At 66.5% G+C, this 13,901-nt stretch carries 11 protein-coding genes and 2 pseudogenes; 7 read left to right on the top strand and 6 right to left on the bottom strand.

Annotation, left to right across the window (positions count from 1 at the left end):
- Window positions 1-1,290: biotin carboxylase (locus tag VKI00_RS09820; protein WP_324437121.1), on the top strand; the 1,290-nt coding region annotated here is incomplete at its 5' end.
- A complete protein-coding gene (locus VKI00_RS09815; protein WP_324437119.1) occupies window positions 1,287-2,465 on the top strand; it encodes a serine hydrolase in 1,179 nt (392 codons plus the stop codon). The genes VKI00_RS09820 and VKI00_RS09815, both read left to right, overlap by 4 nt.
- A 16-nt stretch (window positions 2,466-2,481) precedes the next feature.
- On the opposite strand, the gene VKI00_RS09810 is transcribed toward VKI00_RS09815, so the two are convergent.
- Window positions 2,482-3,357, bottom strand: a complete 876-nt coding sequence (locus VKI00_RS09810) for a 3-hydroxyacyl-CoA dehydrogenase family protein (RefSeq protein WP_324437117.1) — start codon at window positions 3,355-3,357, stop codon at window positions 2,482-2,484.
- A gap of 82 nt (window positions 3,358-3,439) precedes the next feature.
- Entirely contained in the window at window positions 3,440-4,198 is a 759-nt protein-coding gene (locus VKI00_RS09805; protein WP_324437115.1) for an SOS response-associated peptidase, read from the bottom strand.
- 144 nt (window positions 4,199-4,342) lie between these two features.
- On the opposite strand from VKI00_RS09805, the pseudogene VKI00_RS09800 reads away from it, so the two are divergent.
- From VKI00_RS09800 to rsgA, 4 genes and pseudogenes are all read left to right on the top strand, one after another.
- Window positions 4,343-4,513 (top strand): annotated as a pseudogene (locus tag VKI00_RS09800) (hypothetical protein); the annotation flags it as partial.
- A 274-nt stretch (window positions 4,514-4,787) separates the two neighbouring features.
- On the top strand, window positions 4,788-5,630 hold the full coding sequence (locus VKI00_RS09795) for a transposase (RefSeq protein WP_324437113.1): 843 nt from the start codon (window positions 4,788-4,790) through the stop codon (window positions 5,628-5,630).
- 63 nt (window positions 5,631-5,693) lie between these two features.
- Window positions 5,694-6,977, top strand: a complete 1,284-nt coding sequence (gene aroA, locus VKI00_RS09790; protein WP_324437111.1) for a 3-phosphoshikimate 1-carboxyvinyltransferase — start codon at window positions 5,694-5,696, stop codon at window positions 6,975-6,977.
- Window positions 6,974-7,954: a ribosome small subunit-dependent GTPase A gene (gene rsgA, locus VKI00_RS09785; RefSeq protein ID WP_324437109.1), complete on the top strand. Its 981-nt coding sequence runs from the start codon at window positions 6,974-6,976 to the stop codon at window positions 7,952-7,954. The genes aroA and rsgA overlap by 4 nt, the downstream gene beginning before the upstream one ends.
- Before the next feature lie 3 nt (window positions 7,955-7,957).
- On the opposite strand, the gene VKI00_RS09780 is transcribed toward rsgA, so the two are convergent.
- Window positions 7,958-8,449, bottom strand: coding sequence for an SRPBCC family protein (locus VKI00_RS09780; RefSeq protein ID WP_324437107.1), 492 nt, complete (start codon window positions 8,447-8,449; stop codon window positions 7,958-7,960).
- Between the two features lie 56 nt (window positions 8,450-8,505).
- On the opposite strand from VKI00_RS09780, the gene VKI00_RS09775 reads away from it, so the two are divergent.
- Window positions 8,506-9,531 carry an LLM class flavin-dependent oxidoreductase gene (locus tag VKI00_RS09775; RefSeq protein ID WP_324437106.1) on the top strand — a complete coding sequence of 342 codons (1,026 nt, stop codon included), beginning with the start codon at window positions 8,506-8,508 and terminating at the stop codon, window positions 9,529-9,531.
- A gap of 130 nt (window positions 9,532-9,661) precedes the next feature.
- Here VKI00_RS09775 and VKI00_RS09770 read toward each other — a convergent pair.
- The 3 genes and pseudogenes from VKI00_RS09770 to VKI00_RS09760 all read right to left on the bottom strand — a co-directional run bounded on the left by VKI00_RS09770 (window position 9,662) and on the right by VKI00_RS09760 (window position 13,850).
- Window positions 9,662-11,211 (bottom strand): annotated as a pseudogene (locus VKI00_RS09770) (adenylate/guanylate cyclase domain-containing protein).
- Window positions 11,212-11,329: 118 nt separating this feature from the next.
- Window positions 11,330-12,628 (bottom strand): fatty acid desaturase, encoded by a 1,299-nt coding sequence (locus VKI00_RS09765; RefSeq protein ID WP_324437104.1) that lies wholly within the window; start codon window positions 12,626-12,628, stop codon window positions 11,330-11,332.
- 85 nt (window positions 12,629-12,713) lie between these two features.
- A complete protein-coding gene (locus VKI00_RS09760) occupies window positions 12,714-13,850 on the bottom strand; it encodes a ferredoxin reductase (protein ID WP_324437103.1) in 1,137 nt (378 codons plus the stop codon).
- Window positions 13,851-13,901 lie beyond the last annotated feature (51 nt).

Here is a 13,901-nt window from a genome sequence, read left to right as displayed (position 1 = left end):
GCACATTCGCGCGTGTTCGTGCCCCGGCGGCGCGACCGCATTGATTTCGGGTCCATGGGGGATGTGTGCAATTACCTCCTGCGTGATTCCGAGACCCTCGAGTTCATCGCGCGACGGGGGCCCGGTGGCAAGGCCTGCTTTGTGATGCTTGACGAGGAGACCCAGGCCCTCTCGCACCAGGCGGGGCTCGAGGTCATGCACCCGTCTGCGGAGCTGCGCCATCGGCTGGGCTCCAAGCTCGTCATGACGCGCCTGGCCGACGAAGCGGGCGTGCCCAGCGTGCCCCACGTGATCGGGCGGGCCGGCTCCTACGACGAACTGTCGGCGCTCGCGCAGGACGCCGGACTGGGCGATGACCTCGTCGTCGAGGCCGCTTATGGCGATGCCGGCAGCGCGACGTTCTTTGTGCGCGGTCAGCGCGACTGGGACCAGTGCGCCGGTGACCTGGTCGGGCAGGAAGTCAAAGTCATGAAGCGCATCCGCAACGTCGAGGTGTGCCTCGAGGGCACCGTGACCCGCCACGGCACCGTGATCGGCCCCGCGATGACGAGTCTCGTCGGTTACCCGGAGCTGACTCCGCGCAAGGGCGGCTGGTGCGGCAACGACGTCTGGCGCGAGGTGCTGCCGCCCGCACAGACGCACGCTGCGCGAGAAATGGTGCGAAAGCTGGGCGACATCATGAGCCGCGAGGGGTACCGCGGCTACTTCGAGGTGGACCTGTTGCACGACCTGGACTCCGACGAGCTCTACCTGGGTGAGGTGAACCCGCGCCTCAGCGGCGCCAGCCCGATGACGAACTTGACCACCGAGGCCTACGCCGACATGCCGCTGTTCCTTTTCCACCTGCTCGAGTACATGGACGTGGAGTACGAACTCGACATCGAGGAGATCAACTCGCGCTGGGAGCGGGGCTATGGCGAGGACGAGGTGTGGGGTCACCTGATAATCACGGAGACCTCGCCGGATCTCGGGCTCTTCACCGCAACCCCACGCACAGGCGTGTGGCACCTCGACGACAACGGGCGCGTCTGCTTTGCGCGCCAGGGCAACGACTGGGCCACGCTGCTCGACGAGTCCGAGGCCTTCTACATGCGTGTCGCGGCGCCTGGCTTCGTACGCTGCGAGGGCGCCCAACTCGGCGTGCTCGTCACCCGCGGGCATCTGCAGACCCAGGACTACCAGCTCACCGAGCGCTGCCGGCGCTGGGTCGCGGGCATCAAGGCGCAGTTCGCGTCGACACCCCTGACGCCGGCCACGCCGATCGTTTCGCGGCTCGTCGCACGAGCGTGAGCGTCCCGGCCGGTATCTCGCTGGACAACTGGCTGTCGGCCCCACATTCGCATTGGTCATTCCAGCACGTCGAAGACTTCGTGCCGACAGCAGTAATCTCGCGCGGGACCGGGCCGGCCGCGGCGTTGCCCGCAGCCAGTGCTCCGATGGCCGAGGTCCGACTGACCAGCACTGACGGGGTGGCCACCACGGTTGGCGCGGTGATGGCCACCACCGCTACCGACGGGTGGGCCGTCGCCCACCGGGGTTTGATGGTGGCCGAGGAGTACCTCGACGGCTTTGGGGCCCAGACCCGGCACCTGCTGTTTTCGGTGAGCAAGTCGCTGGTGGCAGCCGTGGTAGGCGCGCTGCACGGGACCGGTGCGATCGAGCTTGACACGCCGGTCACGGCATACGTTCCCGCCCTGGCGAACTGCGGCTACGCCGGTGCGACGGTACGCCACCTGCTGGACATGAGGTCGGGTATCGCCTTCTCAGACAATTACCTCCACCCGACCGCGGAGATACACGTGCTCGACGAGGCGATGGGGTGGGCACCCCGGAGCAGTCCGGACGTCCCCTCCACGCTGTGTGAGTTCCTGCTGACGTTGCGGCAGAAGTCGGCTCACGGCGGCCCATTCGAATATCGCTCGTGTGAAACCGACGTACTCGGCTGGGTCTGCGAGGTCGCCGGCGGCCAGCGGATGCCCGAACTGATGTCGGAACTGCTGTGGAGCCGCATCGGCGCCCAATGCGACGCCACCATTGGCGTGGACACGGTCGGTACCGGACTATTCGACGGCGGCATCAACGCCTGTCTTACCGACATGATCCGGTTCGGGTCGCTGTTCTTGCGCGATGGTGTCTCGTTGACCGGCCAGCAAGTGGTGCCGGCGGCGTGGATCGCCGACACTCTCGACGGCGGTCCCGACTCGCGCCAGGCGTTCACCGCCAGCCCCGACGACACCCAAATGCCTGGCGGGATGTACCGCAACCAAGTGTGGTTTCCCTGCCCGGGCAGCAACGTCGTGTTGTGCCAGGGCATGTGTGGTCAGATGATCTACGTCAACCGCGCCGCGGAGGTGGTCGCCGCCAAGTTATCCACCCAGCCGGACTCTGGGGACCCGCAGATGCTGTTAGACACGCTGCGTGCATTCGATGCGGTGGCAGACGAACTGGCTGGAATCACTAGTTAGCCCGAGGTTCTCATCGTCAGGGCTTCGGATAGGTGTAGAAGCCCTCGCCTGTCTTGACGCCGAGCTTGCCCGCGTCGACGTAGGTCTGCAACAAGTCCCGCGCGTTTTTTGGTAGGTGCGGGAACTCCTCGACATAGTGGTTCTCGATGTCGAGCGCGACGTCCAGGCCGACCAGGTCCATAATTTGGAACGGCCCGGCGGGCGCGCCCAAATTGAGCTTGTACATCCCGTCAACGTCCTCCGGACGGGCCACACCTTCGGCGACCACTGCCAACGACTCGCGTTTGATGGCGGCCCAGATGCGATTGAAGATGAAGCCGGTGCACTCCCGGCGTGCCTCGAAGGGGTAAACACCGAACTCTGGAAGTACGGCCAGCAGGGTGTCGAGCAACCCGCGGTCGGTCTCACCGTCGGACATCAGGTCGAGCGCATTGACTTCCGGTGGCATGTAAAAGTGCGTGTTGCACAATCGCGTTTTGTCCCGCACCGCTCCGGCCATCAGGCGCGACGGGTACGACGACGAGTTGGTTGCGAAGATGGTGTCCGGCGGCGCCGCTTGGTCGATCTGCTCCCACGCCGCAATCTTGAGATCGAGCTTCTCCGGGACGGATTCAACGACCAGCCAGGCGTCATCTAGGGCCTCTTCGAGCGAACCCGCGGCCACCGCGCGACCCACTTTGCCAAAGCCTAGGTCGGCCACCAATTTCGGCAGCATCTCCGTCACGTACTGAACTGCGGAGGCGCGCTGTTCGGCGCGTGGGGCGTAGATTCGCACGGTTCCCCCGCGGCTGGCGAACATCAGCGCGATACGCCGCCCCAATGTCCCCGCCCCGATCACCGCGACGGGGCGGTTCCGGATGTCGTCGAATGTGTATGTATACAAACCACTCACACACGCATGCTAAGTCTTGGTTGCGTGCCCGGATCCATCTCTGACTGACAAAGTTGTCCGGACTGTTGTCCGCGGCAGACAACTACAGCAGTGTCGCTTGTTCGGGCTGTGGCTTGGCAGGCTCGAGTAGCTCGGGCCCGTTGTTGCGCACGTTGTTGACCAGCGTCGAGATCTCGCGCATCTCGATGCCGCGCACGTCGGGCTGGGCGGCCAGCAATTCAAGATCAGCCGGGGCGTCGGGGTCCAGCCAGCGATCCCAGTCACCTTCGGCCACGATCAACGGCATCCGGTCGTGGATCTCGGCGAGCTCGCCGACGGCATCGGTGGTGATGATCGTGCAGCTCAGCAAGGGGCTAGCATCCTTATCCGGCTTCCACACCGACCAGAGACCAGCCATGAAGAGCATCTCCCCGTCCGCGCGGTGCAGGTAGAACGGCGTCTTGTGGGCTTTCTTGCCCGCTTCGGTGTCGGGGTTGGCACGCCATTCGTAGTAGCCGTCCATCGGCACCAGGCAACGCTTGGATTTGGCGCTCGAGCGAAACGCCGGCGACGTGGTGACCTTGTCGGCGCGGGCGTTGATCAGTTGCGGGCCCTTGGATTCCGGCGCACCGTCAGCTCCCGCCTTGACCCACGGCGGTACTAACCCCCAGCGCATCAGCCGCACCCGCCGGGTGGGTTCGTCGTCGGGTTCGTCGTGACGACGCACCACGGTGGTGATCGTCGTGGTGGGCGCCACGTTGTAGTTCGGGCCCACAGATTCAGCCGAGCGCGCCTCGTTGATTGCCTGGATTTTTTCGGCCAACGCGGCCGGATCGGTGGTCACCGCGAATCGTCCGCACATATGTCCCATCATTGCGGAAGGAGTGAATTCGGTGACTGTCTCCGTGAGAGGTTGGGTCAGGCGAACGGTCGATTCGCGTGGTTTGTCAGTGCCGTTTCGTAAGCTGCGTGGCATGTCGGAAAGCCGGTCTCGTCACTCGAAAGTATGGTGGTCGCCGTCGTGTTTCGCTGCTTCGGTCGGGTATGTATCGACGTCGACCGTGAGCGGCTACATCGTGCACCGGAGGGGCGCGGTGAGGGGCCGATGAAACGCGCCTACGTCTTTCGGTTGCGGCCGACCGCGCGCCAAAATATTGCGCTGGCGGCATGCGTAGATGCCCACCGTGAGCTCTACAACGCAGCGTTGCGGGAGCGCCGCGATGCCTGGGCGCACAGCAGGACTCGCATCGGCTACAGGGACCAATCGGCCCAGCTAACCGAGATCCGCGCGGCGCGCCCGGATCAGGCGCTGTGGTCGTTTTCGAGCCAGCAGGCCACGCTGCGCCGTCTGAACAGGGCGTTCGCCAGCTTCTTTCGCCGCGTTAAGACGGCCAAACCTGGCATCAAGCCAGGCTATCCGCGGTTTATAGGGTGCGGCGCGGTTCGACTCGGTGGAGTGGCCCAAAGACGGCGACGGCGCCCGTTGGCTGCCCGAGCAGCGGCGGGTATATCTACAAGGCATCGGCCAGGTCAAAGCCCACCCGCACCGCTCGGTGGAAGGCCGGGTGAAAACAATCCAGATCAAACGCCAGGGACGGCGCTGGATGCTGGTGCTGTCTTGCGATGACGTGCCGATGAACCCCCTGCCAGCCAACGGCCGCCAGGCCGGCATCGATGTTGGCATCTGCAGATTCGCTACCACCAGCGACGGGCAGCACATCGACAATCCGCGCTGGGGGCGCGCCGCAGCCGCCCGGTTGGCCGCAGCCCAGCAGCGGTTACAGCGGGCCAAGCATCGATCAAAGAATCGCGACCGCAAGCGGGAGACCGTCGCGGCAAGGCATCGCAAGATCGCCAACCAGCGCAAAGACTTCCACCACAAGCAAGTACGCGCTCTCGTCGGGCGTTATGACCTGCTGGTGGTTGAAGACCTCGAGATTGCCAACATGCTGCGACGAGCCAAACCCGTGCCTGATCTAAACAAACCCGGCCAGTATCTGGCCAACAATGCGCTGGCCAAGTCTGGGCTCTCGCGAAGCGTAAGCGACGCGGGTTGGGGCCGGTTCATTTCGATTCTGCGAGCCAAAGCGGAAGAGGCTGGGCGCATCTGGATCGAGGTCGACCCCCGGCATACGTCCGACCGTTGCGAAAACTGTGGGCATGCCGCACCGCAGAACCGCATCACCCAAGCGTTATTCGTCTGCCAGCGATGTTCGCATCGCTCCCAGGCCGACGAACACGCCGCGCGGAACATCCTGAGGGCTGGACTGGCCCGTCACGCCCAAGCAGCGTGAAAAGAAGCCCGCGGCGCTAGCCGTCGGCGAAGTCACGGTGCTCGGTAGGCAATGATGGAGCACGTGAATACCTGGCCCGCGCCTTATGCCGCGCGGCCGGTGTGCGCGACGGTGACGGTGCCGGGCTCGAAATCCCAGACCAACCGGGCGTTGGTGCTCGCGGCGCTGGCCGCCGCCAACGGTGGCTTCTCGACGATCAGCGGCGCTCTGCGCAGCCGGGACACCGACCTGATGATCGGCGCGCTGGGCGCGTTGGGCCTGCATATCGAGGGGCCGGCGGACGAGCTGGCGGTCAGCGGGACGATCTCCCCGTCGGCCGACGCCCGGATCGACTGCGGCCTGGCCGGCACGGTGCTGCGGTTCGTCCCGCCGCTGGCGGCGCTGGGAGTCGCGGCGGTGACCTTCGACGGTGACGAGCAGGCCCGGGTCCGGCCGATCGCGCCGTTGCTGGACGCGCTGCGCGGCCTCGGCGTCGACATCGACGGCGACGGGTTGCCGTTTCGCGTGCAAGGCGCCGGATCGGTCACCGGCGGGGCCGTGGAAATCGACGCCTCGGCGTCGTCGCAGTTCGTATCCGGCCTACTGCTCTCCGGTACGTCGTTCACCGAGGGCCTGACCGTGCAGCACACCGGTCCGCAACTGCCGTCAGCACCGCACATCGCCATGACGGTGGCGATGCTGCGGCAAGCCGGCGTCGAAGTCGATGACGCCACACCCAACCGATGGCAGATACGACCGGGAGCGGTGGCGGCCCGGCACTGGCAGATCGAACCGGACCTGTCCAACGCCGTCCCGTTCATCGCGGCGGCAGTCGTCAGCGCGGGCACCGTGCGCATCACCGGCTGGCCGGCGGCCAGCATCCAACCCGCCGAGGCGATTCTGAATATCCTGCGGCAACTGAATTCGGTTGTGAAGCAGTCTGATTCGTATCTCGAGGTGCGGGGGCCGCAATCCTACGGCGGTTTCGATGTGAACCTGCGCGACGTCGGTGAGCTCACCCCGGCGGTGGCGGTGCTCGCGGCGCTGGCCACCCCGGGCTCGGTCTCACGGCTGACCGGCGTCGCGCACCTGCGCGGCCACGAGACCGACCGACTGGCCGCGCTGCGCACCGAGATCAACCGGCTGGGCGGCAATTGCTCGGAAACCGCCGACGGCCTGGAGATCACCGCGACGCCGTTGCGGCCGGGGACGTGGCAGTCGTACGCCGATCACCGGATGGCGACGGCCGGCGCGATCGTCGGACTCCGGGTCGCCGGTGTCGAGGTGGACGACATCGAGACCACCGCCAAGACGCTGCCGCAGTTTCCGCGGCTGTGGACCGAAATGCTTGGGGAGTCCGGCGGTTGAGGCCGGGCGACTACGACGAGTCCGACGTCAAGATCCGCTCGGGTCGCGGTTCGCGGCCGCGGACCAAGACCCGCCCCGAGCACGCCGACGCCAAACCGGCGATGGTGGTCAGCGTCGACCGCGGCCGGTGGGGATGTGTGCTCGACGGCGACCCCGATCGCCGGGTCACCGCGATGCGGGCACGGGAACTGGGCCGCACACCGATCGTCGTCGGCGACGACGTCGACGTCGTCGGCGATCTTTCCGGTCGGTCGGATACCTTGGCCCGCATCGTGCGGCGCGGGGAGCGGCGAACAGTGTTGCGGCGCACCGCCGATGACACCGATCCCACCGAACGGGTCGTCGTCGCCAACGCCGATCAACTTCTGATCGTGGTGGCCCTGGCCGACCCACCGCCGCGCACCGGCCTGGTCGATCGAACGCTGATCGCGGCCTATGCCGGCGGACTAGTACCGATCCTGTGCCTGACCAAAACCGACCTCGCGCCCGCCGCCCCGTTCGCTGAGCAGTTCGCCGACCTCGACCTGACGGTGATCAGCGCGGGCCGCGACGACCCCTTGGAGGCGGTCGCACACCTGTTGGTCGGGAGAATCACTGTGCTGCTCGGCCATTCCGGCGTCGGCAAATCGACGTTGGTGAATCGGCTTGTGCCGGAGGCGGATCGAGCGGTCGGCGAGGTGACCGATATTGGCAGGGGGCGACACACCTCGACACAATCGGTGGCGCTGCCGTTTCAGACCAACGGCTGGGTGATCGACACCCCGGGGATCCGCTCGTTCGGGCTGGCCCATATCCAACCCAACGACGTGATAGCCGCGTTTTCCGATCTGGCCGAAGCCATCGAGGAATGCCCGCGCGGCTGCGGACACATGGGCCCGCCCGCCGATCCCGAGTGCGCACTGGACGCCCTGACCGGGCCGGCCGCTCGTCGCGTCGCCGCCGCGCGCCGGCTACTGACCGCGCTAAGGGAGGCCTGACCGCTAGCCTTCGGCCTGCGACCGAACCTGTTCGAGGTTGGCCGCCATGTTCTTCTCCCATTCGGCAATGCGCCGGGAGACGATCCTGGCCTCCTTCTCCGGTTGCGCGACGATCGCCGGGGTCAGCCCCGACGGCCCCGGCCCCATCCGGCCCCACTGGCGGACCAACACCCCGTCGCTGGCCGGTTCGACCTCGAACGCCCATGTCGCGCTGACGCCCTCAGGTCCGATGACGTTATAGACCCAACGGCATTCGTCCTCGACTTCGACGACCTCGCAGACGGTCGCCCAGTCACCGAACGCCTCGTGCTTGTTGCGACCGCGGAACCGCGCACCGACTGCTACCGCGTTGGCTCCGTCAAGCCACTCGACAGCCTCGAGCTCCGAGGAACACCGCGCGGGCAGGCCGATGTCGGTCACCAGGTCCCATGCCGTGCGAACATCGCACCGAACTCGCTGTGTCACTTCGACTGTGGGTTGGTCGCGATAGCGCATGGCTCATCCTTCTCGGCGCCCGCCGGTGGAGGTGGCGGTCCTTGTAGCATGCCAGGATGAAGGTCGGCGCCTTGATCGAACCCCGGTTGCCGGGCGCGGCGGAGTTCGCCGTGGCCGCCGAGCGCATCGGTGTCACGTCGTTGTGGGTGCCCGAGGTCTGGGGCTACGACGCCCTTACCGGGCTGGCCTACCTGGCCGCCAAGACGTCGTCGATCAACCTCGGAACGTTTGTCGTGCAGTTGGGTTCGCGGAGCCCAGCGATGCTGGCGACGTCGGCGCTGAGCCTGCAGGCGCTTTCGGGCGGCCGCTTCCTGTTAGGGATCGGCACCTCCGGGCCACGGGTCATGGAGGGCTGGCACGGCGTCCGGTTCCGCAAACCGGTGCAGACCACGCGGGAGACCATCGAGATCGTCCGCATCGTCAGCCGCGGCGAGCGGCTTGAGCACGCCGGCGAGGTCTACCCGCTGCCGCTGCCGGACAGTCGCGGCGCCGCGCTGCGGCCCATGGTCAAGCCCGACCATGTCCCGGTCTACGTGGCGGCGATGGGCCCGCAAAACCTGCGACTGACCGGCGAGCTGGCCGACGGCTGGCTGGGCAACGCCTTTATCCCCGAGGCCGCGGAGGTGTTCTTCGCCCCGTTGCGGAAAGGAGCGCAGCAGGCCGGGCGAACCCTCGACCAGCTCGACCTGGTCGCCCCCGTCGCCGTCGAGTTCCACGACGACCAAGCCGCCGCCGACGCCGCGGCACGCCGCCACGCCGACGGCTACGCGTTCACCATCGGCGCGATGGGCACCGGCAGCAAGAACTTCTACAACGACGCGTTCACCCGACTGGGTTACGGAGCCGAAGTCGAAACCGTCGCCGGACTGTGGCAAGCCGGAAAACAGGACGAGGCGCGCAGCGCGGTGCCGCTCGACCTCGGCCGCCTCACCAATCTGCTCGGCACCCCCGACGCCATCGCCGACCGGGTGAGCCGCTACCGGGCGGCAGGCATCACAACGCTGCTGGCGAAACTCGAAGGCGACCCCGAGCTGCAGCTGGCCACGTTGCAGCGACTGGTTGCCATCGCCGAAGCAGCCTGAGACGGTTGGTTTCGGTTGTCCGATCGTCCGATGGCCGCAGCCGGAGGCCAGTCTGGCACCCCACTTTTGCGTTGCAGCGGTCGTTATTCCGCACGGTGTGAGGGCGTAAACCCTGTTGCAGCATCTCTGCTCAGCTGCGGTCGGCGGCCGGGGCGAGGCGGCCCATCCCGCGCAGGATCCACGGTGTCCGCCTGGCGATCACCTCCACGGCGCGGTCCGAGCGGCGCATCGCGGTCCGACGGCCGGGGGTTGGCATCGATGCCAGCGCTGCCTCGGGCGATCCCACCCGCGCGCCGTGGCGATCCACCGCCAACAGCTGCCAGGTGCCGGGCACACCGCGCAGCTCGACGGTGCCGCGGTCCTCGAAGCCCGTACCCGAGCCGACGACCAGGTCGCGCACGGTGCGTGACACGAGGATTTCACCGGCCCCGGCCGACCCATGATCCGCGCCGCGATATGTACCGCGAGCCCCCCGATGTCGCCGTCCATCAATTCGCACTCCCCGGTGTGGATGCCGGCGCGGATCTGGATGCCCAGTGTCTGAGCCTCAGCGCGCAACGCCTCCGCGCAGCGGATCGCCTGTGTCGGCCCGTCGAACGTGGCGAGATACCCGTCGCCGGTGCTCTTGACCACCGTGCCGCCGAAGCGTTCGGTGAGTTCGGTTGTGACCTCACCAAAGCGCTGCAGCACCGCGCGCCACCGCTCGTCGCCCGTCGCCGCAGCGTGTTCGGTCGAGGCGACGATATCGGTGAACAGCACGGTGCGCAGGGCGCGACGTGACTGTGCCGGTGCCGCGTGGCTTCCGGTGAGGAACTCCTCGATTTCGGTAAGGATTTTGTCGGGCTCGGTAAACCAGGGCGTGTGGTAGGCCCCGTCGACCTCGAGGTACCGCGCGCCGGGGACTTGGTCGGCGAGGTAGCGGCTCCACTGCACCGGCATGAGGTCCTCGCGGGCGTGGATGACAAGGGTGGGCGCGGTGATCGTCGGCAGGATCGGCCGAACGTCGATCCGGAAGTTCGCTTCCAATGCCGCTCGCACCATCCCCGGGCTGGCGCACATGCGCTCGAACGTCGCGATCTGGCGCACCGAGCGGTTCGACGGCGACATCCACTTAACTGTTGCGCCGCTGCCCCACGCCGAGCGGACAGCGCGGCCGAATTCCTGCAATTGTACGAGCTGCTTCGTCGACGGCGTGTAGTCCTCACCCAGCTCAGCAAGGATGCGCGTACGCACCTCGGCCGGGTCGCGATCCATGTCGTCCCAGCTGGCGCCGGTCAGGCCCGCGCCCCCCGGCGACGAGCCGTAGGTGATCAGCGCCCGCGTTCGCTCCGGTCGTCTTGCCGCAAACACGATGGACTGTGGGCCGCCCTCGCTCAAACCGAACAGGACGGGCTTTTCGAAGCCGACAGCGTCCATAACGGCCTCGATCTCGGCCGCTCGCTCTTCAAGCAAACGAACTTTCGGGACGGGGTCCGACAGCCCGACCCCAGCCTTGTCGAACAACAGGATCCGACAGAACGTCGCGAGCTGGTCGAAAAAGGCCTTGAACTCGGGCATGCCCCAAAACAGCTCGACGTGGCTGATGAATGCCCCGACGAAGACGAGCTCGACCGGCCCGTCGCCGAACACCTGATACGCCAGGCTCAGATCGCCGCACTTGGCGTATGACGTGTCCGCCACCGCATGAGCGTACTGCGGTCGGGCGCTAGCCGTACCGTATCCACTGCATCGCGCCGGTGGCGTACGACGGACGCCACCATTTCCGCCCTTGCAAAAGTCCGCCGGGAGTTTGACGCAGCTAGGCGGCCAGGTCGTCGCGCCTCGTCGGTTGCGCCTTCTCGCCGGCTCGTTTGGCCCGCTTGTCGCGGCGCCAAGCCCGCACCGTGGCGATCGCGGTCTTCAGGCCGCGGCGGCGTCCGGTCGCCGGATCGGTGCCCGCGAAACCCGGCTCCAGCGCGGCGAACATTGACTCGCTGCGGGTCTCCGGTGCGTTGTCGGCGGTGTCGCGCAGATACCTGTCCGGTAGCGACAGCTTGGCGATGGTCCGCCACGTCTTGCCGTACTGCACCAGGAAAGAGCCTGTGGTGTAAGGCAAGTCGTACTTGTCGCAGAGCTCACGCACCCGCACTGCTATCTCGGCATACCGGTTGCTCGGCAGATCCGGAAACAGGTGGTGTTCGATCTGGTGGCACAGGTTGCCGCTCATGAACCGCATCGCCGGGCCGGCGTTGAAGTTGGCACTGCCCAGCATCTGCCGCAGATACCACTGCCCCTTCGACTCACCAACCATGTCGGTCTTGGTGAATTTCTCGGCGCCGTCGGGGAAATGCCCGCAGAAGATCACCGCGTTGGCCCACAGGTTGCGGATCACATTGGCCACCGCGTTGGCCTTCAGCGTCGACTTGTACGTCGCGCCGGGTGACAGCGCGGTCAGCGCCGGGAAAGCCACGTAGTCCTTGACCACCTGGCGACCGGCCTTGGCCAGGAACTCTTCTGTGCGCTCGCGGGCTTCGTCGTTGTCCATCCGCTTCTTGACGATCCTGCCGATCTCCACGTGCTGTAGGCCGACGCCCCATTCGAAGCCGAGCGCAAGCAGGGTGTTGAACAGCAGGTTCAGCAGGTTGAAGCGCTTCCACGGATGATCGCGGGTCACGCGCAGCAGCCCGTAGCCGACGTCGTCGTCCATACCGAGAATGTTGGTGTATTTGTGGTGCACGAAGTTGTGGGTGTAGCGCCAGTGCTTGGACGACCCGGTCATGTCCCACTCCCACGACGAGGAGTGAATCTCGGGGTCGTTCATCCAGTCCCACTGGCCGTGCATGACGTTGTGGCCGATCTCCATGTTCTCGACGATCTTGGCCACGGCTAGGGTCGCGGTGCCCGCCCACCAGGCCGATCGCCGCGAACTGGCCGCCAGCAGCACTCGGCCGGCGATCTCCAGTGCGCGCTGCGCAAAGATGGTGCGGCGGATGTAGCGGGCGTCCCGCTCGCCGCGAGAGTCTTCGATGTCCTGGCGAATGGCATCCAGCTCAGCGCCGAGGTTTTCGATGTCGGCGTCCGTCAGATGTGCGAAGACATCAAGGTCGGTGATCGCCATCGTGTTGTTTGCCTTCCTGCAGACTGCAGTTGCATGACCTACGCTATCGTAACCTACGAAAGCGTAGGTTACCAGTGAGTAACATCTAAACGTCGAGTGTGCAATCGCCCGACGCTGCCGAAATGCAGGTCTGCACGCGTGTCCCGGGTTCATGGACTACGCCGGTTCGCAGGTCCCGGACGTGGCCTTCCACCAGGCCGACCACACAGGACTGGCAGATACCCATCCGGCAGCCGAACGGCATCTGTACACCCGTCCGCTCACCGGCATCCATCAGCGAGGTCGCCGCATCCGCGTCGGTGCTTTTGCCGCTCTTTGAAAACGTTACCGTGCCACCGGCCCCGGCCGGCGCCGCGCGCGACACCGCAAAGCGCTCGAGGTGCAAGCGCTGGCCCACACCGGCGGCCGACCAGGCGCGCTCGGCGGCGTTGAGCATGGCCTCGGGTCCACACGCCCAGGTCTGCCGGTTGCGCCAGTCCGGCACCTCGTCGTCGAGCCGCGTGAGATCCAGCCGCCCCTGGCTGCGTGTCGTGCGTAGCTGCAGCCGGTATCCCGCATGGTCGCGGGCCAGCTGGTCGAGCTCCTCGCCGAACATCACGTCCGCCGCGGTGGGCGCCGAATGCAGATGGATCACGTCGGTGATCTGATCGCGGCGCACCAACGTACGCAGCATCGACATCACCGGGGTGATGCCCGAGCCGGCGGTGACGAACAACACGGCCGCTGGCGCCGGATCGGGCAGCACGAAATTGCCCTGCGGCGCGGCCAGCCGCACGATCGTCCCCGGCTTGACGCCGCCGACCAGGTGGGTCGACAGGAAGCCCTCGGGCATCGCCTTGACGGTGATGGTCACCGTGCGCGCCCCCTTCAGCGGAGCCGATGTCAGCGAATACGAGCGCCAACGCCAGCGGCCGTCGATCAGCAGGCCGATCCCCATGTACTGCCCCGGCTGATAGTCGAAGCTGAAACCCCAGCCCGGCTTGATGACCAGCGTCGCGGAATCCTGGGTCTCCCGTCGAACCTCCAGGATGCGACCGCGCAACTCGCGCGCCGACCACAACGGATTGGCCAGCCGGGTGTAGTCGTCGGGCAGCAGCGGCGTGGTGATGCGCTGGGCAAGTTTGCGCAGCGCATAGAAGCCGGGGTGTGTGTCCACGCCCGCCACGGTAATGGGCATGGTGTCGACGACGTTGGCCGTGACCCGCGCGATTTTCCTGTCCATTGGGAAAACTCCTGCCTTCCCAACCTACGGTACCGTAACTTACGGTACCGT

The sequence above is a fragment of the Mycobacterium sp. genome (assembly GCF_035314665.1).
In the GTDB taxonomy this organism is placed as follows: domain Bacteria; phylum Actinomycetota; class Actinomycetes; order Mycobacteriales; family Mycobacteriaceae; genus Mycobacterium.
The sequence above is the reverse complement of the archived record's forward strand: the minus strand, read 5'-3'. Positions and strand labels throughout refer to the sequence as shown.